The sequence below is a fragment of the Myxococcus sp. NMCA1 genome (assembly GCF_026810205.1).
In the GTDB taxonomy this organism is placed as follows: domain Bacteria; phylum Myxococcota; class Myxococcia; order Myxococcales; family Myxococcaceae; genus Myxococcus; species Myxococcus xanthus_A.
The window spans coordinates 2,001,685-2,025,077 of record NZ_CP113950.1; the positions used below are offsets into that span (position 1 = coordinate 2,001,685).

General features: G+C 66.4%; 18 protein-coding genes. 5 read left to right on the top strand and 13 right to left on the bottom strand.

All coding sequences use genetic code 11. The features are described from left to right. Nucleotides 1–36 precede the first annotated feature (36 nt). The 4 genes from OZ403_RS08525 to OZ403_RS08540 all read right to left on the bottom strand — a co-directional run bounded on the left by OZ403_RS08525 (nt 37) and on the right by OZ403_RS08540 (nt 3,020). The gene (locus OZ403_RS08525; RefSeq protein WP_268783888.1) at nt 37–576 is read right to left on the bottom strand and encodes a GFA family protein; all 540 of its coding nucleotides are present in this window, start codon (nt 574–576) and stop codon (nt 37–39) included. After that, complete coding sequence (locus OZ403_RS08530; protein WP_140788896.1) at nt 573–1,214, bottom strand: TetR/AcrR family transcriptional regulator; 642 nt, start codon at nt 1,212–1,214, stop codon at nt 573–575. Before OZ403_RS08530 ends, OZ403_RS08525 begins: the two co-directional genes overlap by 4 nt. Before the next feature lie 160 nt (nt 1,215–1,374). After that, a complete protein-coding gene (locus OZ403_RS08535) occupies nt 1,375–1,713 on the bottom strand; it encodes a winged helix-turn-helix transcriptional regulator (RefSeq protein ID WP_268783889.1) in 339 nt (112 codons plus the stop codon). Between the two features lie 260 nt (nt 1,714–1,973). After that, nucleotides 1,974–3,020 (bottom strand): hypothetical protein, encoded by a 1,047-nt coding sequence (locus tag OZ403_RS08540; RefSeq protein ID WP_328285513.1) that lies wholly within the window; start codon nt 3,018–3,020, stop codon nt 1,974–1,976. A 273-nt stretch (nt 3,021–3,293) separates the two neighbouring features. Here OZ403_RS08540 and OZ403_RS08545 point away from each other — a divergent pair, with 273 nt between their 5' ends. Beyond that, a complete protein-coding gene (locus tag OZ403_RS08545) occupies nt 3,294–4,334 on the top strand; it encodes a hypothetical protein (RefSeq protein ID WP_268783891.1) in 1,041 nt (346 codons plus the stop codon). A 103-nt stretch (nt 4,335–4,437) separates the two neighbouring features. Here OZ403_RS08545 and OZ403_RS08550 read toward each other — a convergent pair whose 3' ends face one another. The 4 genes from OZ403_RS08550 to OZ403_RS08565 all read right to left on the bottom strand — a co-directional run bounded on the left by OZ403_RS08550 (nt 4,438) and on the right by OZ403_RS08565 (nt 11,755). Continuing rightward, entirely contained in the window at nt 4,438–6,897 is a 2,460-nt protein-coding gene (locus tag OZ403_RS08550; protein WP_268783892.1) for an ABC transporter permease, read from the bottom strand. 193 nt (nt 6,898–7,090) lie between these two features. Then, complete coding sequence (gene rph, locus OZ403_RS08555; RefSeq protein ID WP_268783893.1) at nt 7,091–9,775, bottom strand: rifamycin-inactivating phosphotransferase; 2,685 nt, start codon at nt 9,773–9,775, stop codon at nt 7,091–7,093. A 417-nt stretch (nt 9,776–10,192) separates the two neighbouring features. Further along, nucleotides 10,193–10,558 carry a hypothetical protein gene (locus OZ403_RS08560; protein WP_268783894.1) on the bottom strand — a complete coding sequence of 122 codons (366 nt, stop codon included), beginning with the start codon at nt 10,556–10,558 and terminating at the stop codon, nt 10,193–10,195. A 378-nt stretch (nt 10,559–10,936) separates the two neighbouring features. After that, entirely contained in the window at nt 10,937–11,755 is an 819-nt protein-coding gene (locus OZ403_RS08565; RefSeq protein WP_268783895.1) for an AadA family aminoglycoside 3''-O-nucleotidyltransferase, read from the bottom strand. A 371-nt stretch (nt 11,756–12,126) separates the two neighbouring features. Here OZ403_RS08565 and OZ403_RS08570 point away from each other — a divergent pair, with 371 nt between their 5' ends. Further along, nucleotides 12,127–13,596 (top strand): serine hydrolase, encoded by a 1,470-nt coding sequence (locus OZ403_RS08570; protein ID WP_140853425.1) that lies wholly within the window; start codon nt 12,127–12,129, stop codon nt 13,594–13,596. A gap of 94 nt (nt 13,597–13,690) precedes the next feature. Here OZ403_RS08570 and OZ403_RS08575 read toward each other — a convergent pair whose 3' ends face one another. Then, on the bottom strand, nt 13,691–14,821 hold the full coding sequence (locus OZ403_RS08575; RefSeq protein ID WP_174258695.1) for an alpha/beta fold hydrolase: 1,131 nt from the start codon (nt 14,819–14,821) through the stop codon (nt 13,691–13,693). Between the two features lie 680 nt (nt 14,822–15,501). On the opposite strand from OZ403_RS08575, the gene OZ403_RS08580 reads away from it, so the two are divergent. Genes OZ403_RS08580 through OZ403_RS08590 form a run of 3 tightly spaced genes read left to right on the top strand, consistent with a single transcriptional unit; the run spans nt 15,502 to nt 18,320 of the window. Then, on the top strand, nt 15,502–16,659 hold the full coding sequence (locus OZ403_RS08580) for an IS4 family transposase (protein ID WP_268781588.1): 1,158 nt from the start codon (nt 15,502–15,504) through the stop codon (nt 16,657–16,659). 4 nt (nt 16,660–16,663) lie between these two features. After that, on the top strand, nt 16,664–16,840 hold the full coding sequence (locus OZ403_RS08585) for a hypothetical protein (RefSeq protein ID WP_268783896.1): 177 nt from the start codon (nt 16,664–16,666) through the stop codon (nt 16,838–16,840). 55 nt (nt 16,841–16,895) lie between these two features. Then, nucleotides 16,896–18,320 carry a hypothetical protein gene (locus tag OZ403_RS08590; protein ID WP_140853426.1) on the top strand — a complete coding sequence of 475 codons (1,425 nt, stop codon included), beginning with the start codon at nt 16,896–16,898 and terminating at the stop codon, nt 18,318–18,320. 187 nt (nt 18,321–18,507) lie between these two features. Here OZ403_RS08590 and OZ403_RS08595 read toward each other — a convergent pair whose 3' ends face one another. From OZ403_RS08595 to OZ403_RS08610, 4 genes are all read right to left on the bottom strand, one after another. After that, on the bottom strand, nt 18,508–19,962 hold the full coding sequence (locus OZ403_RS08595) for a dihydrolipoyl dehydrogenase family protein (protein ID WP_268783897.1): 1,455 nt from the start codon (nt 19,960–19,962) through the stop codon (nt 18,508–18,510). Then, nucleotides 19,959–21,272, bottom strand: coding sequence for a Dyp-type peroxidase (locus OZ403_RS08600; protein WP_268783898.1), 1,314 nt, complete (start codon nt 21,270–21,272; stop codon nt 19,959–19,961). The genes OZ403_RS08595 and OZ403_RS08600 overlap by 4 nt, the downstream gene beginning before the upstream one ends. Before the next feature lies 1 nt (nt 21,273). Next, on the bottom strand, nt 21,274–21,978 hold the full coding sequence (locus OZ403_RS08605; RefSeq protein WP_237081060.1) for a hypothetical protein: 705 nt from the start codon (nt 21,976–21,978) through the stop codon (nt 21,274–21,276). A gap of 321 nt (nt 21,979–22,299) precedes the next feature. Further along, a complete protein-coding gene (locus OZ403_RS08610) occupies nt 22,300–22,833 on the bottom strand; it encodes a hypothetical protein (protein ID WP_140788914.1) in 534 nt (177 codons plus the stop codon). Between the last annotated feature and the right edge of the window lie 560 nt (nt 22,834–23,393).

The following is a 23,393-nucleotide window of genomic DNA, read 5'->3' on the forward strand; positions in this document are numbered from 1 at the left end:
GACACGGCACCCTCCGTCTTGTGCTTCTCGTTGCTGTCAGACCTGGAGCGTTCCGTTGCTGATGGCGATCTTCGGGCTTCGGAGCCCCATCATGATCCACGCACTGAGAAGCTTGATGAAGAATGAGAGCGTTTGGCTTTTGCCGTTCGGGACGTCATCAGGCAGCACCACGCCGGGCGGGAGGTCGCCTGTCATCGTCCGCATCTCGAGCCGGGGCAGCGTTCCCGTGGGCCAGAGACAGCCATAGAGGCTGAGCCAGTGGCCGTTCTCGAACTCGAGGAAGACTGGCGTGTTGCAGCAGGTGGCGACGAACCGGCGGGTCTTCGCCTCGGGCGTGAGGCGGAACTCCTTGAGGCGGTCGGTGCCCTCAAGGAATCGGACGCGATCCTTGCGGTAGAGCACGAAGCGCGTGGCGCCATGGGATTCCAGGACCTGCCGGGCCGCGGGGAGGGCCTGCATCCTGGCGCCGGCCGCACGGCAGCTGTTGCAACAGCATTCGACGCTGACGATGTGCGCTCCCTCCACCTGGAGATGGACCTGTCCGCAGGCGCAGCTGAGCTGAGGGGGCTGTATCATGGCAGTGCTTTCTCCTTGAGGGGGCAGCCGAAGAGGAGGCGGATGTAGCGGTCGAGGTGATCGAGACTCTCGCGAGCCAAGGCGGATTCGTTTCCTGCCTTGGCGAGAACGAAGGCGCCTTGGATGACCGTCTGTGTGTGGTGAGCCAGGCTCTTGGCCGTCCATCCGCCTGAGATGCGTCGTTCCCTCATGGCGGCGCGAATATCCGGCTCGAGCGTCTCGGCATGCCGGAAGATGCTCGCGGCGCAGGCCTCGCGGATGTCCGGCGAGCTCGCGTAGACCTCCTGCACCATCGTGCCCACCAGACAGGTGAACTCGGCCAGGTTCCCCGCGATGATGGATTTGCGGAAGGCCACGTAGGCCAAGACGCGAGCGAGCGGGTCGTCCGGTGTGTGGTAGGGCGCGCCCTCGAAAAAAGCGGTCGTCGTCTCGGCCCAATGCTCCGCGGCCGCCACGCCGAGCGCTTCCTTGCTCTTGAAGTGATGGAAGAATGAGCCCTTCGTCACCGCGGCGGCTTGACAGAGCTCGTCGACCGAGGTCGCGGCGAAGCCCTTCGTGCGGATTGTTGCGAGCGCGGCCTCGAGAAGGCGTGTCCTGGCGTCACCTCGCTCAGGCTCGTGTTTCGGCGGGCGTGGCATGGGAAACACCATACCGTTCGGTCGGTATGGGAGCAAGCCGGTGAACGTTGGAGGGGCCCTGGTGTGCCCAACGGGGCCCAGCCTCAAGCTCCGCCTGCGCCGGGAGAACGAGGGCTGGTTCAGCCATTGCGGCTACGCGCTGGCCCCTCAACAGCTTCAGTCAGCGGCGCTCGGCTGTCGCCAGGGTCGCGTGATTCCGTCCCCACTCCGCCAAGGTGCTGACGGCATGGGTGGGCACGGCGCCCGTTTGCGTCAGGGCGTATTCCACCTTGGGAGGTACCACGTCGAACACCGTGCGACTGACGATGCCGTCGGCTCCCAGCTCCCGTAGCTGCTCGAACAGGACCTTCTCGCTGATGCCGGGCACCCGCCGCCTCCGTTCTCCGAAGCGCGCGGGGCGGAGATGCAACTCACACAGCATGGCTGACTTCCACTTTCCGCCGATGACCGTCAGCGCCGCGTGAAGTCCGCAGTCCGGGGCGTACTGCTTTCTCACCATGCTCCCTCCTTCCCGACACGCATGACTCAAGAATTTGTAAGTGCTTGTCCTGAAACGAAATTCATTCAAAACTTCGCCGTCGGCATCTTCCGTCAGCCCATCGACGCTGGGCATGGCACGGAGGAGAATGCCGCTCTATTCAGAGTTTTGCACAGGGCGAGATAGGCAGCCCGCGGCGCCGCTTGTTCAGCTCACATTCATTCTCGTGGCGGAATGACGCGCTGCCGCGGGTACGTAGAACATGCCGCATGTGTGACCTGCTATTTCGCGCGGCGCGAGTTCCGGCCGCTCAAGAGCGAGAGCGTGGAGAGCAGGCCCAGCACCGTCAGTCCTCCCCCGGCCTGGGTGCAGCCCTTCTTGGTGTCGACCGGCTCGGGGAGCGGGTCCTCGTTCTCGATACCGCCGTCAAACTCGGAGCCCCCATCCGCGCATCCGCGCATCTGGCTGATTCCCGCGTTCGCGACCCGTGCCGCGCAGCTCAACTCGAAGTCCACGCTCACGGGGGGAAGCGTGATGTTGGCGTGCTCCAGCGTCGCCTTGAGCGTGGCCCGGTGTCGTCCGGGCGGGAGGCTGTCGATCGGCGGCCGGTGATAGGAATCAGCGCAGCTCACGTAGTCGCAGAAGGTATAGAGGAAGAGCAGCTGCCGGTTGTATTCGTAGCGACGCGGCTCGAGGCTCTCCTCGCCGGTGGAGGTCAGCCCGCTGTGCTTCGCATACGACCAGGGCTCTCCGTCCACCTCCACCGTCCAATGCACCCACGGAAGGAACGGCACCAGTTCTGGTGACGGCGTAAAGCGCAGCGTGGTGGAGTTCCCTTCCACTTGCCTGTCGCCGCAGCTCGATGCCCCGTACACGTTGAAGATACCCTGGCTCGGCGTGTCGGCCGTCAGGGTGCCGGTGGTCGTGGGTAGAGGGAGGGCGGGGCCGGCGGTGAAGGTCACGGACTCGGTCTGGGTTGGCTGGAACTGACAGACACCCTTTGCCTCGATGCGGTACGTGGTGCCTGGCACCAGCGGTGCGTCCGGGACCAGGACCTGCGTCTGATGCGCGCCCGGCGTGACGGTCGCGGGCACCTGCGTTCCATCCGGCAGCAGCAGCCGGACGGTGGACGGCTCCACGCTTTCCAGCAGGGGCGGAACCGTCACCATTCCGGGGACGTTCGCGGGCACCACACCGCCGTCCTCGGGGAGGGGAAAACGCACCCCCACCATGCAGTTGGGCGCGACACAGGCGAGCGCCGGCGTGGGAATGAGCATTCCCATGAGGAACATCCCTACCGCACTCCATTTCCACGTGTGTTCGTGCATTCCTCAATAGACACCGGAACCTGGGGATCGGGCTATCGCCCAGGTGTGGCTCCGGATGGGCGGGGCCGGAGAGAAGCGTGTGTTAGCAACCGCGTCATTGCATGCATCGTCTTGAAGATGGGGCCCGAAGAATGGTGGATCCTCAATGTCGATCATGAGCGCGATGGACATGCGGATGACCGGTAGCGCGTGATGTCGCCGGGCTCAGTCAGCCTGCCCTCGGGGTACGCTCCAGGGGCCCATGGATACCGGGCATCTCGAGGAGTGCGTCGCATGAACCCAGGAGTCTCCATCGTCGCCGACGACACCCGGAGCTGGGGACTGGAGACCCGTGGCCCTGGGCTGCTGCTGCACGTGCCCTCCACGGGCCGCTGGGCGCGGCGGCCATCGGTGCATCTGGAGTCCGCTCCGGACTACCGGATCCGGTTGCGCGGCGGGGGACAGACGCTGCTATGGACCCGCATCGATTCCTACTGGGACCGCGCGGTCTTCGTTCGGGGAACGGCCGCCGCTCCCCAAGTCCTGCCGCCGCTGTCCGCACCCGAGGTCCGGGCCGTGGAGGCCCCACCCGGCTCCGAGGCGTGGTGGGAGGCCTGGAATTGGCGGGTGGCGCGAGCGCTCGTGGAAGCGCCCCTGCCAGTGCTCCACGCTGGCAACTGGTGTCTGCGCCCCGTGCGCGCCATCGCGGCGGAGAAGGCGGAGCGGCACCCTGTCTCCCCCATGGAGTGGGGCTTCGGGCAGCCTCCGATGCCACCGCACTCGCTGGCCTCCATGACGCGGTTCCTGTTCGCGTGGAAGGAGGACTGGTGGGAGTCGCTGCCGGAGCAGCGGCCGGGCGCCGTGCTCGGGCTGCGCGCGCTCTCCGCTTCCGAGGATGGGCGCGTGAAGAGCTGGCGAAAGCGCGCGAGGGACGGGACGTTGCCGCCCGTGCTGCTGCTCTTCGTGGACATCCTGGCGAAGTGGGTGGTGCTGGATGGCCATGACCGGCTGCACGCCGCGCTGCTCGAAGGCGTGGAGCCACCGCTGCTGGGCTTGTGGCCGTTCATTGACCGGCCTCGTCCCGGGAGCGCCGTCCGCGAGGAGGGCGCCCTGTTCAGCGCGGAGTTTCAGCTGCGCGCCGGAACGACGCCGGAGACCGTCGACCGCGTCAACCGCATGCTGCTGCTCAACTTCACTCCCGGCCCGCGGGGCACCGTTTCACGCGCCTGGCCGCTCCCGGGCGGACGGGAGACCTGGCACGAGGAGGTCTCCGCCCGCCGCCGTAGAGGCCAGCTCCCGCTCCTGGAGGACTCCGACTGGCGCTGGCTTGCTTAGCTCCCCACACGGGGCCCTGCGCGAGACCGCGACGGGAGACATGGGAAGCATCCGTGACGCACGATTGGACGCAGCAGCCGGACTTCGGGTAGGCACGGGCGCTTCATGCCTCCGAGCGAAGCACGGTCATCGGGTCCACGCGCGAAGCACGTCGGGCCGGCAGCCAGCTCGCGAGCAGCGCCACGCCGAGCAGGAGGAGCGCCACCACGACGAAGACGAGCGGGTCCGTGGTGCTCACTCCGTACACGAGCCCCGCGAGCACCTGGCTGAGCCCCAGGGCCCCCAGCACGCCGAGCACGATTCCCAGCCCCGCGAGCCGCGCCGCCTGCCGGAGCACCAGCCCCAGCACGTCTTCCGTCGTCGCGCCCAGCGCGAAGCGGATACCGAATTCCCGCGTGCGCTGCGCCACCGCGTAGGACACGACGGCCGCGAGGCCCGCCACCGAGAGCAGCAGCGCCATCGCACCGAAGGCGCCCAGCAGCAGGAGGCTGAAGCGTCTGGGTGCGAGCGAGCCCGCGAGCAGCTCCTCCACCGTGGACAGGCGCGAGGGCAGCTCGGGGGCAAGCTCTCGCAGCACCGGCCGCGCCGCGGTGACCAGGGCCGCGGAGCCCATCGGACCGTGCACGGCGAGGTGGAAGCGGGAGGAGGCCCGCAGACGCTGCCTGGAGCCGCCATAGAACATGGGCCTGGGCGCGTCATCCAGCCCTTGCTCCCGCACGTCCCCCACCACGCCGACGATGGTGAAGGGACGCAGGTCTCCGTCCATGTTGCCGAACTGAATGAGCTTGCCCAGCGGGTCCTCATGGGGCCAGCGGGCCTTCGCGAGCGATTCGCTGATGACGGCCACGTGCGGCGCGTCGACGTTGTCGCGCGCATCGAACAGACGCCCGCGCACGAGCGGGATGCCGAGCGCGGCGAAGTAGCCCTCGCTCGCCACGCGGTACTCGGCGGAGCCGGTGCGCTCGGGCTCGCGCGCCAGCCGCCCGAAATCGTCGAAGTCCCCCACCTCGTCGGGGCGGTTGAGCACGAGGAAGGTGCCATCCCCCGCCGGGCTTCCCTCGAGCGGGAAGTTGCTCACGGCGCCCACCGCGCGCACGCCGGGCAGCGCCGCCAGTCGCGAGAGGAGGTGCTCCTGCAACTGCACGTTTCGCCGCCCCTGCGCCTCGTCCTTTGCCGGAGGGAGCACGAGGCTGAGCACCGCGACATCCCCGGTGCGATACCCCGGGTCCAGCGAGAGCAGCCCCATCAGGCTTCGCCCGAGCAGCGCAGCGCCCACCAGGAGGACCAATGCGAGCGCGAGCTGCCCCACGACGAGGGCTCGGCGCGTGCGCTCGGCGCTCCCTCCTCCGCTATGCGTGCGCCCGGCGCCCGCCAGCGTGGCCCCCGGGGGCTGCCGCGCCGCGCGCAACGCCGTCAGCAACCCCAGCCCCAGTGCGAGCAGCAGCGAGAGCCCGAGGGTGAAGAGGAGCACCGTGGCGTTCACCCCCACCTCGTCGACACGTGGCAGGTGGCCCGGCTCCGCCGCGAGCAGCGCGCGCACGCCCCAGGCGGAAAGCAGGGCCCCCAGTGCGCCTCCCGCCAGTGACAGCAGGAGCGACTCCATGAGGAACCGCCGTATCAACGCGCCGGGCCCCGCGCCCAGGGCCACGTGGATGGCGAGTTCCCGGGAACGGGTGGCCGCGCGCGCGAGCAGCAGGTTCGTGACGTTGGCGCCCGCCACCAGGAGCAGGAAGGCCGCGGCGCCCGACAGCAGGTAGAGCGTGGGCCGCACGCCGCCCACCAGGCTCTCTTGGACGGGCTCCAGGGCGATGTCATGCATCTGTGTGTCGCGGCCGTACTGGGCCTTGAGCTCGCGGGCGATGTGTGTGAGATCCACTCGCGCGGCCTGGAGGTCGACGCCGTCCGCCAGCCTTCCCACCACCCGCCAGTTGTGCGCGGTGCGGCTGGGCAGGGGAGCCTCGAGCTCTCGCGGAACCCACAGCTGCGTGCCCACCGGGTAGTCGAAGGACTCGGGCATCACGCCCACCACGGTGAATGCGCGCCCCTCGAAAGTGAGGGTGTCCGGCAGGGGCAGTGGCCGTGCGCCCAGGTAGCGCTTCCAGAAGGCGTGGCTCACCATCACCACGGGAGCACCTCCCGCCTGCTGTTCCTCCTCGTCAAAGAGGCGGCCCTGGACTGGCCGCACCGCGAAGGCGGGGAAGAAGTCGCGCGAGGCGCGCGCCAGCGTGGCGAGGGCCGGCTCGTCGGCGCCCGTGACGGCGACGCTCGCCGCTCCCGACACCTGGGCCAGCGCTGAAACGGTGCGAGCGCGCGTCCGCACATCCTCGAAGTTGGGGTCCGAAAACCGCATCGTGTGGCCGTCCGCCGCGCGCTGCGACAGCTCCACGAGGCGCTCGGGACGCGGGTAGGGCAGGGGGCGCAGCAGAACCCCTTCCACCACGCTGAAGAGCGCGGTGCTCGCTCCGATGCCCACCGCCAGCATCAGCACACACCCCAGCGTGAAGCCGGGACTGCGGCCCAGCGAGCGCAGGCTCTGACGCAGTCCACCCAGAACGGAATCCATCGCGACGTCTCCTGGAGCCGGTTGGCGGCTTCCGGAGCGGCTACGTTCTGGCCGGCGGACGATTGCGTGTCCCCCTGCCCATGGTGGTCGCATGCGAACAGGCGGGAGCCATCATGGAACCGTGAGGCGGTGTGCCAGGTCCCATGTCACAGGGTCTCATGGCCCCCATGCAGGCGGGGAATTCCTGGCCCGGCTAGGGCAGGAACTCGACGTACCCGTCCGTTCCATGCACGCGGATTCGCTGCCCATCCCGTATCAGCCGGGTGGCATGCTCGACTCCCACGACGGCCGGCAAGCCGTACTCCCGGGCGATGACCGCGCCATGGGTCATCAGGCCCCCTACCTCCGTCACCAGTCCCTTGATCGCGACGAACAGGGGCGTCCAGCTCGGGTCCGTGTAGGCGGTGACCAGGATGTCGCCCGCCTCGATATCGGCCTTCGCCATGTCCAGGATGACGCGGGCTCGTCCCTCGATGGTCCCGGCGGAAACCGGTAGGCCGACCAGCGCGCCAGCTGGCAAATCATCGCGTCGGTACGCCCCGGGGATGACTTCGCCATCCGAGGTGAGCACCCGGGGCGGCGTGAGCGCTTGATACGACCTGAACGCGTCCTTGCGCTGGCGGATGAGCGGGTCATCCACCTGGTTCGTGCGCACGACGGTGTGGAGCTCCTGGAGCGTGAGGTAGAAGATGTCTTCCTTCTCACGAAGCACGTGGGATTGAACGAGGCGCTCGGCTTCTTGCAACAAGGCCTGCTTGTAAACGAAGTAGCGGTTGACCATGCCGTACTTCGGATACTCCCGGTACCCGATGAAGGTCCGGACCCGGTCGATCATCCGCCTGGTTTCTTCGGCCTTCCGCTCCCCGTCCGGCAAGGCCCGCAAGCGCTCCAGCAACTCCTGTTCCTTCTTCCTGGCCTCCTGCCGCCCTTGCTCGAAGCGCCGCTCGCCGGCGCCCGGCTCGAAGTTCTTGATGTTGCCGAGGATGAGGAGCACGAGCGTGGTGGGGCGTTCGCTCCAACGCGGCTTCGTGATGTCGATCTCGCCGACGCAGCGCATGCCGTACTTGTCGAGGTAGGCCTGGATGGCGTCTCGTGCTTCCCGTCCGCCCGCGAGCGTGGCTAGCTCGTCCAGGAATCCCTCGTCCTCGACCTGCTGCAGAAAAGCCACCACGTTTGGATGCGGGCGAATCACATCCGCGACGTCCAGGAGCGCCAGCCCCATCTCCGACGTGACGTTGTGGGGCGCGGACTGCGTGAGCGTGTCGGCCGCGTTCTTCTCGCCCAGCCACGCCTGCAGTTGCTCGTTGAGCCACCAGGTGGCCTCGATCGCCGCCATGATGACCTGAAGGCTTCGTGGATCGAACACGAGCCGCTTCAGCTCTTGGATGTCCGCCACGATGAAGTCGAGCAGCGCCGGTCCGGACTTCGTCCGGATGTCACGCTTCAAGGTGGTGATGGAAGCCTGGCTGCGCCCGATCAGCTCGTCGACAATGGCCGCATCGGTCTCGAGTGGGGCCGGCGCGCCGTCAGCGGGCGCCTTGCCGGGACCTTCGTCTGGGAGTGACTGGATGAAATCGCCGCGTCCGAGGACGGTCTCCAACGCGTCCCGGAGCAGCGGATCGGATTTCCCCAGGGCTTCCAGGAGGCCTGCGCGGCTCGCTGGCGAAGCCAGTCCCTGGGTGACGTCGACGAACAGCCTCCCGCCGGCCTCGTACATCGGCCGCAAGGCTGTCAGTTGGAACAGGGAGAGCCCCAGGGGCTTCATGGCGTCAGTCATCATCTGCTGATGACCGACGGAGACGTAGACGTGATTCTCCCGGTCACCGGCCGAGGGGATGGGGAACAGCGTGGTGATAGGCCGGCTCTGGACGAACTGGAAGCCATCGTCGATCAGGCACCATTCGATGTCCTGGGGGCAACCGAAGTGCGCTTCGATCCTCCGGCCCAACTGCGCGAGCCGTACGACCTGCGCGTCCGTCAGCGCGGCCTGCCGCTGCCGCTCCGGCTCGATTGCTTGTTCGTGCGTCCCGCCTGCCGGCGAGGCGTGGATGGCAAGCTGCTTGGTGGCGACCGACTTGGCGATGACCTCTCCGTCCCGCACCTTGTAGACGTCCGCGTTCACCAGGCCGGAGACCAGTGCTTCGCCCAGGCCGAAGCTGGCCTCCACGGAGGAGACCTTCCGGTTGGAGGTGACAGGGTCGGCCGTGAACAGGATACCGGCCGCCTCCGGGAAGACCATCTGCTGCACGACCACTGCCATGCGGACCTTCCGGTGGTCGAAGCCGTTCCGCAGGCGGTAGGTCACGGCTCGCTCGGTAAAGAGCGAGGCCCAGCACCGGCTGACGTGCTGGAGGATCGCCGCCGGCCCCACGACGTTCAGGTACGTGTCCTGCTGGCCCGCGAAGGAGGCCGTCGGTAAGTCCTCCGCCGTCGCGCTCGAGCGGACGGCGTAGGCGGCTTGCTCGCCAAGCTGGCCGAGCGGGCGGGTGATCGCCGCCGCCAGCTCGTCAGGGATGACGGTCTCTTCGAGGGTTCGGCGGAGCTCAGCGCTGAGCGCGCGGATCTGTTCCCGGTCGTCCGGCTTCAGGCGCGACAGCCGTTCGAGCCGTTCGTCGATCGACGGCGCATCCGCCATGACCCGCTGGAAGGCGTCCGTCGTCACGCAATAGCCAGCCGGCACGTGAATGCCTTCGAGCCGCGAAAGCGCCCCCAGATGCGCGCCCTTGCCGCCAACGACCGCGACCTGCCCCTGGTCGATCTCCTGGAGACCCATCACGTAGCGGCTCATACGCGCACCTCCCTCTGCGAAAGGGTGGCACTGTACTCCTGTGACCGCGGAAAGAGATGCACCGACTCTTGCGCGCTCCGGGGCCCGCATGTCGCGTCTCTCGGGCCTGTCCTTCCGTGCGTTCTGACGCACTCGTGACGCGGCGGCCGAGTTTGGGATGGGTACAGATAGGGGGCAGGCCGCGGGCGGATATGCGCAAGAAGCGGCTCGCGGAGTGGGCGACCAGGAGCACGAGGTGCAGCCCTTCGTCTCGACCAATAGAGGCGAGGCCCTACGATGTTGCGTTCGCTCTGCGCGCACAGGCGAGCACGTGGCGCTCGTCTCTTTCCCGCTGCGCGTTGGCGATGGTTGCTTCCTCGCGAGGTTTGTTCGCGCCCCGGCGGCTCGTCGTGCGCATCGCTCGCCGTCATGACGCGCGCCTTGATGCAGCTTTGCGCACCCCATGAGGCAACGACCGAATTTGGGGTAGGCACAGGGACGCTCAGCGTCCCTATCCGTCTTATGCTCTCAGCGAGCGCGTACCGTGCAGGAGGTCTTGATGTAGTCCACATCGTCATAATAGGCGCATGTGAAGTACACATCTAGCTTTGAGGTCGCGGTGCAGTCCTGGCGACCGGTCTGGGCGGTGAGGTCTGTGTCCAGATTCACGCAGTCGCAGCTCTTGCAGCTCTCCTTCTTATTCAGACACACATGGCTCGTCACATCGGTCACGATGGTCGCGCAGTATTGAGTGGCGCGCTTGCAGCTTATGTCGCCACACTCGATGGTCTCTGGGAACGAGTTGGTGTCCCCGCCCCCATCGTCCTCGTTCGAGTCACCACAGCCCACCGCCAGCATGGAGAGAAGCATCAGGTACCGCGTCGTCGCCTTCATGTCGTCCGCCCGAGGAGTTACAGGGGGCATGAACACCCCCTCCTGATGGGAAGAGACGGGCTGGGCGACACCGTTGCATGAAATCGACCGCTCCCCTCCCGGCGAGAGATGCCGGAGGGGCACACTGAGGGCACATGTGGAACCGGGGGCAGAAGAAAAGCTCAGCTTCCCAGGTTGTCCCAGACGGGATTCGAACCCGCAGAACCGAACAACCCAATCCCGAGCCAGGATCGCCTTGACCCGCGACTTTCCTCGGGATTCGGCGCTCCGCTGTCCTGCCCTGTCCTGCTTCTGCTGCCTCTTCACATCCACCTCACGAGGGGGAGGTTACTCCCCCAGAGAGGTGCCTCAAGAAATCCTGAGGCGGAGGAAGGTGGTTCAGCGAGCTGCCGGATTGCCGGTCTGTAATTCCAAATACACTCGTTCGATGGCCGTTCTGGCACAGTGCACGAACGCGGCGACTTCCGGGCCTCTCCCTGCCAAATCGTCCTGCGTCTCTCCAAGGTAAGACGCCCGCGCACTGCGCACGACGCCTCGATGTTCATCCGGCAGTTGTTCAATGACCCACTGGGCCGCAACGTCCTTGGGGGCGATCCCCTCCGTCGACAGGCTGAACCAGATGCGAGCCAGCGCAAGCACCACGTTCCTTTCGTCCCCCCGCCAGTCCGCGGGTCCGTTCCATTGGAGAACGGTGTCGTAGAACGCTCTCGCCAAATCGGTCCGGGGTACGGGGTCGAAGAGGTCGGTTGCTGGCGCGCCCAACAGGCAGATGCTGTGTCTCCTTGCCTTGGCCAGCAAGATTGCCAGGTCGGGGTCCACGATGGCGGGCTGGACGTGGCCTGCTTCCAGTTCTCCGCGCAACCATTCCCCGAATTGAAGTTCGCGCGACGGCGGATAGCGCCATGGGACGACCGCATCCTGGACGACAACGGTCACTTCGAGAGGGCGGAGCGATTCACGCGTCATTGGCCATGCCGAGACCGACAGCAGCTCCATGAGCAGCGCGTGTCGAACGGCTTCGGTCAATGGGGCGCTGACGGTGACCAGCAGATCGATGTCGCTGTGTGGTTTCAGCCCTCCATCAACTGCCGAGCCGAAGAGGTGTATGGCCTGCAGCGAACTGGCGAGGTTACGGCCAATCACCGAGCAGGCGCTTGAAACCTGGTGCGTGATTTCAGCCGGTACGGATGCGTTCATGTCGGCCACCACTGGTATGGTCCTTGGCTCTACAGTTGTAGCTCGGAAGATGCCCCACGCGCTCCCTGGTTGAAAGAACAAGGAGACGAGGCTTCCCCTGTCGTCAACACTCGACGCAGGGACGCAGGCGCGCGACGTGCGCTTGGTCAGCTCGCGGCGGAGATGGAGGAGATAGAGGCCCGGCTGCAGCCTCACTTCCGAAGCTGGGAAGCACATGCCTCCGCCGTGGGGTACGTGAAGGCGCTGCTGGGACACGGCGCCGGCAAAATCGAGAATGCGCGGGTGGGCGACTTCCTCTCCCCCACGAAATCGAATCCGCGCTCGTTCGTGTCGGTCCCCGGATACGTGAATCCGCGTGGGAGAGGGACCGCATGATGCAGAGGTGGACGTACATTCGAGTCGCAGTGGGACTGGTGCTGATGCTCGGGGTCTCCCCGGCCATGGCCGCGAGCAAGAAGGAGTCGATAGACAAGCTCGCCACCAAGTACCACGAGTTCCGGCAATTCAATGGAACGGTGCTCGTCGTGGGCGAGAAGGGCATCATCCTCAAGAAGGCCTACGGGCTCGCGAACTTCGAGTGGCAGATTTCCGCCACCCCGGATACGAAGTTCCGCATCGCCTCCATCACCAAGCAGTTCACGTCCATGGTCATCATGCAGCTGGTGGCCGAAGGCAAGGTGGGGCTGGATGACTCCCTCAGCAAGCTCCTCCCTGACTACCGCCAGGACACCGGCTCGCGCGTCACACTCACCCACCTGCTGAATCACACCTCCGGCATCCCCAGCTTCACCAACCACCCGGACTTCGTGGCGAAGGCATCTCGTAATCCCTTCCCAGCCGCCGAGCTCATCAAGCAGTTGGCCAGCGGCGACCTGGAGTTCGAGCCCGGGACGAAGTACGCCTACAACAACTCGGGCTACTACCTGCTCGGCGCCATCATCGAACGGGTGACGGGCAAGCCCTACGCACAGGTGGTCCAGGAACGAATCTTCGACCCGGTGGGGATGAAGAACTCGGGCTACGACGTCTCGGCGACGGTGCTCCCCAAGCGCGCGAGCGGCTACGTGTCCACGCCCGACGGGCTCCGCAATGCCCCCTACATCAATATGGATGCCCCCTTCGCCGCGGGTGGGTTGTACTCGACGGTGGAGGACCTGTACCTGTGGGACCGGGCGCTCCATGGGGACACGTTGCTCCCGCCAGCGCTCAAGCAGCGGATGTTCACCCCGGGCCTGCAGGGCTATGCGTTTGGCTGGGAGGTTCAGTCCGCCAAGCTGGATGACGGCAAGACAGAGGTCGCTCTCCAGAGCCATCGAGGCGGCGTCGAGGGGTTCTCCACCATCATCTCCCGCTCGCCGGAGACGAAGGAGGCCGTCATCATCCTGTCCAACGTCCGTGGTTCCAACGTGCAGGGGCTGGCGTCCGGCATCTGGAGCCTCCTGCGCGGAGTCAAGCCACAGGCCCCCCGCCGGTCCATCTCAGAGGCCGTGATGACGGCGCTCGCGAAGGGCACCATCACCGAGGCCATCGCCACCTACCGCACCCTCAAGGCCCAGAAGCCTGATGAATACAAGTTCAACCCCGGAGAGCTGAACCGGCTCGGCTACCAGCTCATGAAGGAAGGCCGCCTCGCGGACGCGGTTGAGATTTTCAAGCTCAACGTGGAGATGTACCCCACGGATGGGAATGTCCACGACAGCCTCGGTGAGGCCTACCTGGCTCGGGGGGACAAAGCGCTCGCCGCCGAGAGTTATCGCCGCTCACTGGAGTTCGACCCGAAGAACGCCGACGCTGTTCGAATTCTCAAGGAAATCGAGCAGCCCTCGGCCAAGAGTCCCTGAAGACATACTTGCGCGGCCAGCACGCGATGGAATCGACCGAATTCTGGATAGGCAAAGGCGGGAGCGGGCGGAGCCTTCCCCTCTGTGGCCTGCTCTATTTGGTGCTGGCGGGCGCGACATCGCCGGCGCGCTCGGCGAACGGACGGGCATGGCGGACGAGTGAGAGCAGCACCTTGCCCGGCTCCTCGGCCATCAGCTCGTGCGCCGACTGCTCGAACCAGACGAGCTGCTTCGACGGCGCCTTGACGCCCGCGAACCATTCGGCGGCAACCATCGCCGAGACATTGTGGTCGTGGCGTCCGAGGAACAGGATCAGCGGCGTCTTGAGCCGCTTCACATGCGACAGGTCCGCCGTCAGGACCGCGGAAAGGAGCCTCTCGACCGAGAGCTCCTGCGCCTTCCAGACCTGGCGAACCTCCTCGTCGGTGTATTCGGGCGACAGATTCACCGCTGCGCCCTCGAAGCTCGCATCCGGACGCCGATAGGCGGCACCCCCGAAGAAATTGAGCCAGCGGCGCTGGAGCCGGATGTCCTTCAACGGCACCGGCTTCTTGCCAACGGCATAGGGCGCGATCGATTCGAGGTCGCGGATCGCCTCTTCGTTCTTCGTCGCGCGCGCCTGTTCCATCGTCCAGGCCCAGCCGCGCCGCTCGCTCTCCCGCGCATCGATGCCCTGGGCGGCGCCGATATAGGCGTGGAGCCATTCGGGGTGCCTCTCCGCGAGGGTGAGCCCGAGGAGGCTCCCCCAACTATGGCCGAGGACGAAGATCTTCTCCTTGCCGAAGGTTTGGCGCGCCCATTTGACGAGCTCCTCGGCATCGGCGTGCACCTGCTCGACTGTGAGCGTCGGGGCGACCATGGCCGGATCGTTCGCGACATACGTCTTGCCCGAGCCGCGCTGGTCCCACTGGATGACGGTGAAGAATTCGTCCCAGCCGTGCGCGACATACCAGCTCGTCGGCATCGCCACCCAGCCGGGGCCGCCATGGAGCACGAGCAGCACCGGATTGCGCAGGTCGCGGCTGCGGATCGAGACCCATTGGTCGATGCCTCCGAGGCGGAGCTTCTCGGTGCGCTCCATCCCCTCGGGCGCCACGATCTTGCGGAGCTCCGCGATGATCTTGACAGCCTCGGCTCGGTCATGAGGGCCCGGCGCCTCCTGCGCCTGTGCCTGAATGCTCCCCAGAAGCAGCGCCGCCAATGCTAGCCACGATTCTTTGCGCATCACTCCCCCTCGACTCTGCTCGTGATGCCCGTGGATAGCACACGCCCGATCACCGAGCCAATGCCCGGCCGCTCATGGAAGCTCTGGCTTCGTCACCGGTGAGCGCCAAGGTAGATGTCGCGTGAGAGGGCTCAACCAGGTGTGTCCCAGCCTGGATGGGGAACGCCGAAACCATCGCACTCTTGGCGAAGCTTCGTGCACTTGCATCTGGCGGAGTCCGCGGGAATAGACTGACTTGTCATTCCGACTGCGACGTTTGGCGTGCTGCTGGGATTCGTGGTGGTGAGTCACCGGGACCTGCGAATCCTCTCCCTCGACGTAACAGAGGCCTGCCCGTCCATCGCTTTGCCCTGGAGTACGGCCAGGGGCAACATGGGCAGGAGCTGCTCTCGTGGATACGCTGAGGGATGTCGCTGCCTGTTCAGTGCAGTCGAATTGGCAATGGCGGAGGAGAATCTACCCGCGCGGGACACGCGTGAGGTCGTCGATGGGCACACCGAACCGGCGCCTCGCTCACTCACCTTGACACACTGCTCATGGTGGTCGTTGCGCGCCTATGACGCGGCGACCGAATTGGGGGCCCCACCTGAGCGATCCCCTCATTTCAGCGAGCTGCTCACCAGCCGCCTGCCAGCCGGCTCCGTGCGAGGTGGGGGTGGTGGGAGGCAGAAGGAGAGGCCATGCTGGTACGCAAGGTGGCCATCAACGAAGAGCAGGTGCGGACGTTCCTGTCGAACTTGTTCGAGGAGGACCTGCACGCCAAGCGGGTGTTGTCGCTGTCGCACGCGACGTTGGGCGTGGTGCACGCGGCCTCCTTGTCGGTGCACGCCATTGGCCAAGCGCTGGCATGGGCACGGGGCGGCGTGCAGAAGCACGGCATCAAGCAGGTGGACCGGCTGCTGTCCAACGAAGCCGTGGACGTGTGGAAGTTGGCGGCCGCATGGGTGCCGTACGTGCTGGCCGAGCGCGACGAGGCGCTGGTGGCGCTGGACTGGACGGACTTCGACGCCGATGACCACACCAGCCTGGTGGCCAGCCTCGTCACCTCGCATGGGCGCGCCACGCCCTTGTTGTGGCTGACGCTTCAGAAGAGCGCCCTGGCGGGCAACCGGGCCCAGGCGGAGGATGAGTTGCTGCTGCGGCTCAAGGAGTGCGTGCCCGACGGGGTGAAGGTGACGGTGCTGGCGGACCGGGGCTTCGCGGACCAGCGGCTGTACGCCTTCTTGGCGCAAGCGGGCTTCGAGTACGTGGTGCGTTTTCGCAAGAACGTGCAGGTGGAGGTAGCCGGCGGCTCGCGGTGTCCGGCGGTCGAGTGGATGCCCACCAGCGGGCACGCGAAGAAGCTGACGAATGTGCACGTCACGGCGGACCGGATGCCGGTGCCGGCGGTGGTGCTGGTGCACCAGAAGGGCATGAAGGAGCCGTGGTGTCTGGCCACCAGCCTGGGCAGTGCCAGCGCGCGCCAGGTGGTGGACCTCTACTCCCGACGCTTCTCGTGTGAGGAGACGTTCCGGGACGTCAAGGATTTGAGATTCGGCATGGGGCTGTCCGCGGTGCGCGTGAAGAGTCCCGAGCGGCGCGACAGGCTGCTGCTGGTGAGCGCACTGGCTCAGGTCCTGCTGACACTGCTGGGCGCCGCCGGAGAGAGCCTTGGCATGGAGAAGGGATTGAAGGCCAACACGGCCAAGACGCGCACCTACTCACTCTTCCGTCAGGGCTGCATGTATTACCAGGCCATCCCCATGATGAGGGAGGAGCGACTGCTTCCGCTCGTCGAGCGCTTCGCCGAACTCCTTCACCGCCACCCCGTCTTCCAGGAAACTCTCGGCTTCATATGAGGGGATGGCTCAGGGGCCCCACGGCTTCCATGGCCGGCCCTACCTGGGCGTGCTGATCGCATCGCCTCCCGCGCTCCAGGTGCTGCGCCAGGTCACCACCGTGAGCCCCGTGCCTGCTCCATTCCACCGTCGACCGGGCGATGTCAGTATGTCCTACGCGCCCAATCGTTTCCGCGATTGACGCGGCAAGGAGGCCCGAAACCAGCCTCCAGGGACTGTGGCTCAGGGAGGATGCGATGCGGCGGTTTGGAATGATGCTGGGGCTCTTGTGGGGCGTGGGGTGCGCCACCGCCACGCGAGGTATCGCCACCCAGTACAATCCGGAGACGGGGCGGTACGAGACGCCCACGCACGAGGTCGTCTATCAGGTGCCCGCCGAGGACGCGATGATGACGGCCCGGTACATCCTGGAGAAGAGCCGCTATGACGTGATGGAAAAGGAGGGGGGACTGGAGATGTACTCCTCCTTCATTCCGGACGTCATCCCCCCCGAGCGCTACTACATCCAGGGGAAACGGCTCGGGCCCCGTCAGGCACTCGTTCGAGTCTTTCGCATCAGGTACACTCAGGAGGGGGGAGGCTATACTGCGGAGGTACCCGGTCAGTCCGGCGTGCAGCTCTCCGTGCCGGGTGCCTTCTCCAATATCCCTGGGCTGGAGGGCTACCGGCCGGCGCATGGCTACCGCGACCTGGGTATCGAGCAGAAGCTGCTGGAGCGGCTGGAGATGGCTCCCGCGCTGGAGTTGGTGGGCGGCAATTCCCCCGTTCCCATTCGCTCGGTGGTGATGGAGAGCTGGGGCGAGAAGGGTGGGACCACGGCCACCTCCACCGCTCCCGCGTGTGGTGTTCCCGTGGCGGGAGCCTCGTCCCTGTTCTCAGCGGGAGGCGTCCTGCTCGTGGCGGACCCCCTGGGCACGCAGGAGGTGCCGTCCGCGGCGCTGCGGATGTTGTGCGAGGCCTCGGCCCAGGAACTGCCGGTGACGCTGGCGCTGTCCATTCCCGTCTCCGAGCAGCCGCTCCTCGATAGCTACCTCGCCAGCGACGGCGATTCAGCGGCCGTTCAGGAGCTCCTCTCGGGGAGCGCCTTCTGGCGCCGGGCATACCAGGACGGGCGCAGCAGCCGCGCCATGCTGTGGCTCGTCGAGCAGGCCCGCCGCTTGCGCGTCTCCGGAAAGGACGTGGACGTGGCCGCCATCGACTCCGACAGTGCCCACGGCAATGAGCGCGAGGCGCAGATGGCCCAGCACCTGCTGAACGCCCAGTCGAAGCGCCCCCAGGCCTGGACGCTGGTGCTCACGGGCAGCGTCCACGCGCGCACCACGGAGGTGAGCTGGGATGGCGACTTCGAGCCCATGGGCTCTCGCGTGGTGCGCGCCCTGCCCTCGGTGCGTGCCCTGGATGTGGGCTTCCAGCGAGGCACCCAGTTCGCCTGCCGCTACAGCGTCTGGGACGAGGAGTTGGAGTGCAACGTCTTCGGCATCAGCCCGACGATCGAGGCACGGCAGTCCTCCAAGCAGGCCGTTGGCCTGCAGCTCTTCACCTCCCATCAGCCCCACGGCTTCCACGGCCGGCTCTACCTGGGCGCGCTGAGCGCATCGCCTCCCGCGCTCCATGCGCCGCGCCAGGACACCACCGTCGACCCCGTGCCCGCCACGAAGTGACTCGCGGTCTTCCGTGAGAGGCGCCCATCCCCGAGGCTTGCCCGGGGCGACCGCCTCTTCTGGGTCGTTCTCCAACGCCACGGCCCGGAGCGTGGAGCCAAGGTGATGGAGCTGCGGGAAGTCTTCGGGCTCCACCACCGGGACGTGCGCCGAGCTGCGTAGAGTCTCGCCCCCACTCGCAACGGCCTCACGGACCTGCCGCGCCATCCTGCCTACAAAGAAGCTCTGCGATGGGAGCCCGGTCCACGTCGACTTGCAGCTGGCGGGCAGCGATGGCGGCCGCACGCCCCAGGACCCCGGTATAGGTGGGAAACGATAGCGGAACGTGGGCCAGCTCATCCACTCGCATTCCCGCCGCAATGGCAATTGCCGCAGTCTGGACCAGGTCGACCGCCCGCTCACCCACGACGTGGCAACCGAGGATTTTCCGCGTAGCACGGTCGACGACGAGCTTGCAGAACCCGGTCGTTCGCCCATCGATGATGGTCCGGGTCGTCGTGTCGAAGCGCACCACGGCCACGGCGACGTCGTGCGTTTGACGCGCCTTCGCTTCGGTCAGGCCCGCTTGCGCGTACTCGGGATTGGTAAAGCTGCCAATGGGACACACCTCGTCCGCGACCGTAATCATGGGCGCTCGCGCTGTGTTGGAGCCCGCGACGAACCCGTCCTGCAATGCCTGGGGGACCAGCATCCGGCGCCCCGTCACGTCTCCGGCGGCGAAGATGTGCGGCACGGAGGTTCGCAGATGCGCGTCGACGCGCACGAAACCTCGGGAGTCGGTCTCCACTCCCGCGGCCGCGAGGTTGAGTGCGGAGGTGTCCGCCGTCCAGCCCACCGCGACGACGACGAGCGCGGCCTCGACGCTGTCTCTCAGGTTGTCTCTGGCGAAGACCATCCGCACACCACCAGGTGCCTCCTCGAAGCGTTCAATGGCGCCAAAGTCCTCGCGCACGACCATGCCGGCCTGACGAAAGGATTCCGCGACAGCGGTGGACACGTCTTCGTCCTCGGTCGGCAGGATGCGCCCTGCCGCCTGGAAGAGCTGCACCCGCGTGCCGAACGCAGTGAAGACCGACGCTACCTGTGCTCCCGTGGCGCCCCCGCCAACGACCACCATGGTCGGCGGAACGGTCGTCAGGCTCCAAGCGTCACTGTGGGTCGCCGTGAGATCGAATCCCGGGACCGGGAGGCGCCGGCTCACGCCGCCGGAGCAGAGGATGAATTTCTCCGCTCGAAACAACAGCCGGCGCTGGGTCTCGACAGTGTGCGGGTCCACGAAGCGCGCCGCGCCGGCGTGCTCGTATACGGTGACCCCCGCCGCGGCGATTTGTTCGCGCAGGGCCGCTCGCGCGCAGACCTCTCCGGCGACCTCGCGCACGCGCGTCAGCAGCCGTGCGTAGTCCAGCACGGGCTCGCTCACTGCGATGCCATAGCGCCCCAGTTGCCGAGCGTCTCGGAGCAACCGTGCCGCCTGCGCCAGCGTCCTCACCGGAACCGGCCCGTCGTGGGCCGCCATGCCGCCGAGTGCGTCGCGAGTGACGAGGGCGGTCCGGGCGCCCAGGTCGCCAGCGCGGAGCGCCGCGAGCAGCCCCGCGGGGCCGGCACCGATGACCACGACGTCCATGTTTTCCGAGCCGTTCATGTCCGGAGGTCCGCCAGCCACCGCAGAGCCCGGAGCCCGGGCATGAAGCAGTACTCGCCTCCACGGGTGACCACGAACCGAGGAAGGCCTTGCATGCGCCTGGGGATGGGACGCTTTGGGACTGAGAACACGCCCGTCCCGTCGTTCGCGCCGGCGAGGGGGTCCTTCGCATCGCCCAGCCCGAGAAAGTCACCGCCGTTGATCCATTCCGATTGCACGAACTCGAACTGCCGTCCGAGGTGCGCGCCGATGAAGGCAAACATCAACCCTCGCTCGGCGCCGTCGTCCTCGAGGATGCCCTCGGGCAGTTCGGGCCCGTAGGCCGTTCCGCGCCGGATCATCCGATGGAGTCTGACCACGCCGGCGACGGACGCGTCGCGGGGATTCGCTCGCCGGACGTGCGACGCGGGAGGCGTCTTGTACCCGGTCGGGTCATCTGAATAGAGGAAGGCGTTGTTCCGTGACGAATCGGCGCCAAGGTCGGGATCGTCGTGGTGTGGGCACAGCGCCAGCGGCGCGCCGCTCCGCCACCTCCCCATCATCTTCGCTGCCAGAGACTCCTCGTCCTCCCGGCTGCTCGCGGTGGCCTTCAGGTACTGCCTGAACGAGGCCACCCGCTGATGAAGCTTGCGGAAGGCGACGTACGTCCCATTGCGGCCCAGGACGTCAGGCCAGGGCATCGGGGACACGCCGCCTGTCTCGTCGGGGTAGCCGAGGACGAATTCGCCTGCCTTGAGCGGTTCCTCGTGGGGATTGCTTCCTGGAATGCCGCTGCCCTCGACGGCCGGATGACTGATGCCGTCCTTGAAGCCGAACGGCTCCTTGCCGGTGCTCAGTGCGTGGCAGTCCTGACGCCAGATTGCCTTGATGCCGCCAAGCTCCCGCAGCGCCTTGCGCGCGCGCTCCAGCGCCGTTTCGAGTTGAACCTGCGTCGGCGAAAGCGCCGTCAGCACGACATGGACATCGCTCGTTCCCAGCGGTGGCTCCCAGTGTTCGGGGCTGCTCTCGCCGTCGTCTCCCAGTGCCTTCGCCCGGGCGGCCATCCCCTGTCGGAACTCCCATGCGAAGCTGTCCATCGAGTTTCGTGGCACGCCCAGCGCCTCGAGCCCGTGATACGTGAGCGCGACGCTGAGCCAGCAATCGGCGATCGGGCTGCTCGGATGGGCGGCCGTGGCCACCACCGAGCAGAGCCGCCCCATCAACTCCCGCCCCGCGCTCCGGTCATCGATGCGGAGGAGGATATAGGTCGCGACGTAGGGAGAAGGGCGGGGTCGCAGCACTCCGCTCTGGATGTCGTCCAGTTCGAGCATCTCAGTGGGCCGTGGCGAGGTTCTTCCAGAAACGCACGAGGCTCTCATCCGCCCCGAACAAGGTGCTGAAGATGGTGGAGTCGGCGACCAGTACGTCGCCGGCCCTGCCGTCGCTCGGCGGCATCCACACCAGCGCATTGAACTCGGTGTTTCCCTCGTTCGTGAAGGGATGGGGCCTGGTCAGGTCGATCGGCTGTTTCGCCAGGACACGAACGGAATGGGAGTCCTCCGTCGTGACCGCGTAGTGCGGCAGGTGCATGTGGAAGTTGAAGTTCTGGACCCCGGAGAGCCAGCCGCGCGTATCCAGGTCTTCCATCACTGTCAAAGGGACGCTTCGGCTCGTTCCTTCGACAACGGCAGGGCGCAGACCCCAATGATTCTCGACGGGGACTCCCAGCCCCTTCATCAACGAGCGCGTATATCCGCCGAAGCGTTGCTGACGAGGCACCAGCGGGTCGCCATGATGGGCGTGTTCCAGGGCGCGCTCCTCCAGGTCCGGTGAGTGTCCGACGTCGTGGTGTGGGCCTATCACCAGGCAGGTGCCTTCGCGCTCAAGGAATGCGCGGACCGCTTCTATCTCCTCCGGGGCGGCCACCTGTCCGGTGACGTTGTGGTCCAGGCCGAAGACGAGCAGCGTGTCCGCATCGGAGAGGACCCTCTCGTCGAGTGGCAGAGGGAAGCCCGCCTGATCGACCCGCTGAAACATGGGGACCCGGTGCCCGGTGACCTCCTCGATGACCCGTTGGAACTTCACCCACGCCCAGAAGAAGAGCTCCAGTGAGCCCGCGACTCCTTGCTGGAACCTCAGCGGGTCTGCCCACTGTGGGGACTCGTAGACGGGCCAGAGGGCTCGGCGAACCTCGGTCATCGTCGAGAACCGGTTGTCCATTTCGGCAGGGTTTCGATTGGCTTCTCCGGGGTAGCTCCAGGACGTGTAGACGCTGACTCGCCGATGCCCCCGCAGGTATCTCCTCGGCGCGTGGTTCTGGTTGTACGTCCGCCCCGACGTTTCGCTCATGACATGCCTCTACTGCATCTGCTCGAGCATCTCGGCGAGCGCGGCCTTGATCTTCAGCGCCTTCTTGATTTCATCGCCCGTGAAGAACGGGTACTCGCCGTACTCGAGAAAGCTGTTGCACTGGTGGTCTCGGATGAATTTGATGAACGCAGGCGTGTTGGTCTTCCAGTCCGTGGGAAACCCTTCGAGGTTCTCGAAGGCGGTGTTGATTCCGGACTGTGTGAAGAGTACGACCGCGTCCTCGGTGTATTTGTCGAAATCGGTGTCGAAGATGCCCTGATACATGAACCGGGTGTCGTCATCGAAGAGCACCCAGCGGAGGTAGTGGAGCTTGAGCGGCGCGAGAAGGTCGGGGTTGGCCTTGAGTGCTTCGGCGACCCTCTGGCCGTAGCCGCGCATTGCATCGGCGCGCCCCGGCTTGACATTGGCAACAATCGTGAAGCCATAACAAGCAGGGGTCTTCGGAAAAATCGGACCGTACTTCCCCCGCTCGAGGTGATCAGTCGACCTGGGAATGGCCATGGCCTGGGGCTTGATCTCCATCGCGAGGCTCCTTCTGTGCGTCCACTTCAAAGCTTGTGGTGGGGCCTAGAAGCTGCAAGCACGTAGACGCTAGCGGAACGAGCACACGCTGCCCCGTCGCCTCGGCGCGCTGGGCCGCGAAGCCATTTCGGATCCGGCATCACGCCCTTCGGTGAGGCGCTGGTGCCGTCACCGTTCGGAATTGAAAGGCACAGTCGCACAGCCTGGGGGTTGACGGAGCACTTGGTCGCTCCGCTGCGAGATGGAATCGCCGCCCACACAATGTGAGGTGGAGCGCAGGTACCTGCACCTGAGTCCGACGGCAAGGTATGGGATGGCGACGCAGGAGCACCAGGCACGAAGGCGCCGCGATGTTCATCGCGAGGTCCGTGTTAAGCAAAATGGCCCTGTCATCTCTGGCAGGGCCTTTCACGAGAAACACAGGGTCCCTCTGCGTCTTCTACTCGGGTGAAAACGAGGCGGCGGCGAGGCATACTGCGAGGATGCGCATCGTCGCCGTCTCGGACACGCACCTCCTCCACGACGAGCTCGTGATGCCCCCGGGCGACATCTACCGAGAT

Coding starts and splice junctions, on each gene's coding strand:
- OZ403_RS08525 (WP_268783888.1), bottom strand. CDS start 576: ATGATACAGCCCCCTCAGCTCAGCTGCGCCTGCGGACAGGTCCATCTC.
- OZ403_RS08530 (WP_140788896.1), bottom strand. CDS start 1,214: ATGCCACGCCCGCCGAAACACGAGCCTGAGCGAGGTGACGCCAGGACA.
- OZ403_RS08535 (WP_268783889.1), bottom strand. CDS start 1,713: ATGGTGAGAAAGCAGTACGCCCCGGACTGCGGACTTCACGCGGCGCTG.
- OZ403_RS08540 (WP_328285513.1), bottom strand. CDS start 3,020: ATGCACGAACACACGTGGAAATGGAGTGCGGTAGGGATGTTCCTCATG.
- OZ403_RS08545 (WP_268783891.1), top strand. CDS start 3,294: ATGAACCCAGGAGTCTCCATCGTCGCCGACGACACCCGGAGCTGGGGA.
- OZ403_RS08550 (WP_268783892.1), bottom strand. CDS start 6,897: ATGGATTCCGTTCTGGGTGGACTGCGTCAGAGCCTGCGCTCGCTGGGC.
- rph (WP_268783893.1), bottom strand. CDS start 9,775: ATGCGGGCCCCGGAGCGCGCAAGAGTCGGTGCATCTCTTTCCGCGGTC.
- OZ403_RS08560 (WP_268783894.1), bottom strand. CDS start 10,558: ATGAAGGCGACGACGCGGTACCTGATGCTTCTCTCCATGCTGGCGGTG.
- OZ403_RS08565 (WP_268783895.1), bottom strand. CDS start 11,755: ATGAACGCATCCGTACCGGCTGAAATCACGCACCAGGTTTCAAGCGCC.
- OZ403_RS08570 (WP_140853425.1), top strand. CDS start 12,127: ATGATGCAGAGGTGGACGTACATTCGAGTCGCAGTGGGACTGGTGCTG.
- OZ403_RS08575 (WP_174258695.1), bottom strand. CDS start 14,821: ATGCGCAAAGAATCGTGGCTAGCATTGGCGGCGCTGCTTCTGGGGAGC.
- OZ403_RS08580 (WP_268781588.1), top strand. CDS start 15,502: ATGCTGGTACGCAAGGTGGCCATCAACGAAGAGCAGGTGCGGACGTTC.
- OZ403_RS08585 (WP_268783896.1), top strand. CDS start 16,664: ATGGCTCAGGGGCCCCACGGCTTCCATGGCCGGCCCTACCTGGGCGTG.
- OZ403_RS08590 (WP_140853426.1), top strand. CDS start 16,896: ATGCGGCGGTTTGGAATGATGCTGGGGCTCTTGTGGGGCGTGGGGTGC.
- OZ403_RS08595 (WP_268783897.1), bottom strand. CDS start 19,962: ATGAACGGCTCGGAAAACATGGACGTCGTGGTCATCGGTGCCGGCCCC.
- OZ403_RS08600 (WP_268783898.1), bottom strand. CDS start 21,272: ATGCTCGAACTGGACGACATCCAGAGCGGAGTGCTGCGACCCCGCCCT.
- OZ403_RS08605 (WP_237081060.1), bottom strand. CDS start 21,978: ATGTTTCAGCGGGTCGATCAGGCGGGCTTCCCTCTGCCACTCGACGAG.
- OZ403_RS08610 (WP_140788914.1), bottom strand. CDS start 22,833: ATGGAGATCAAGCCCCAGGCCATGGCCATTCCCAGGTCGACTGATCAC.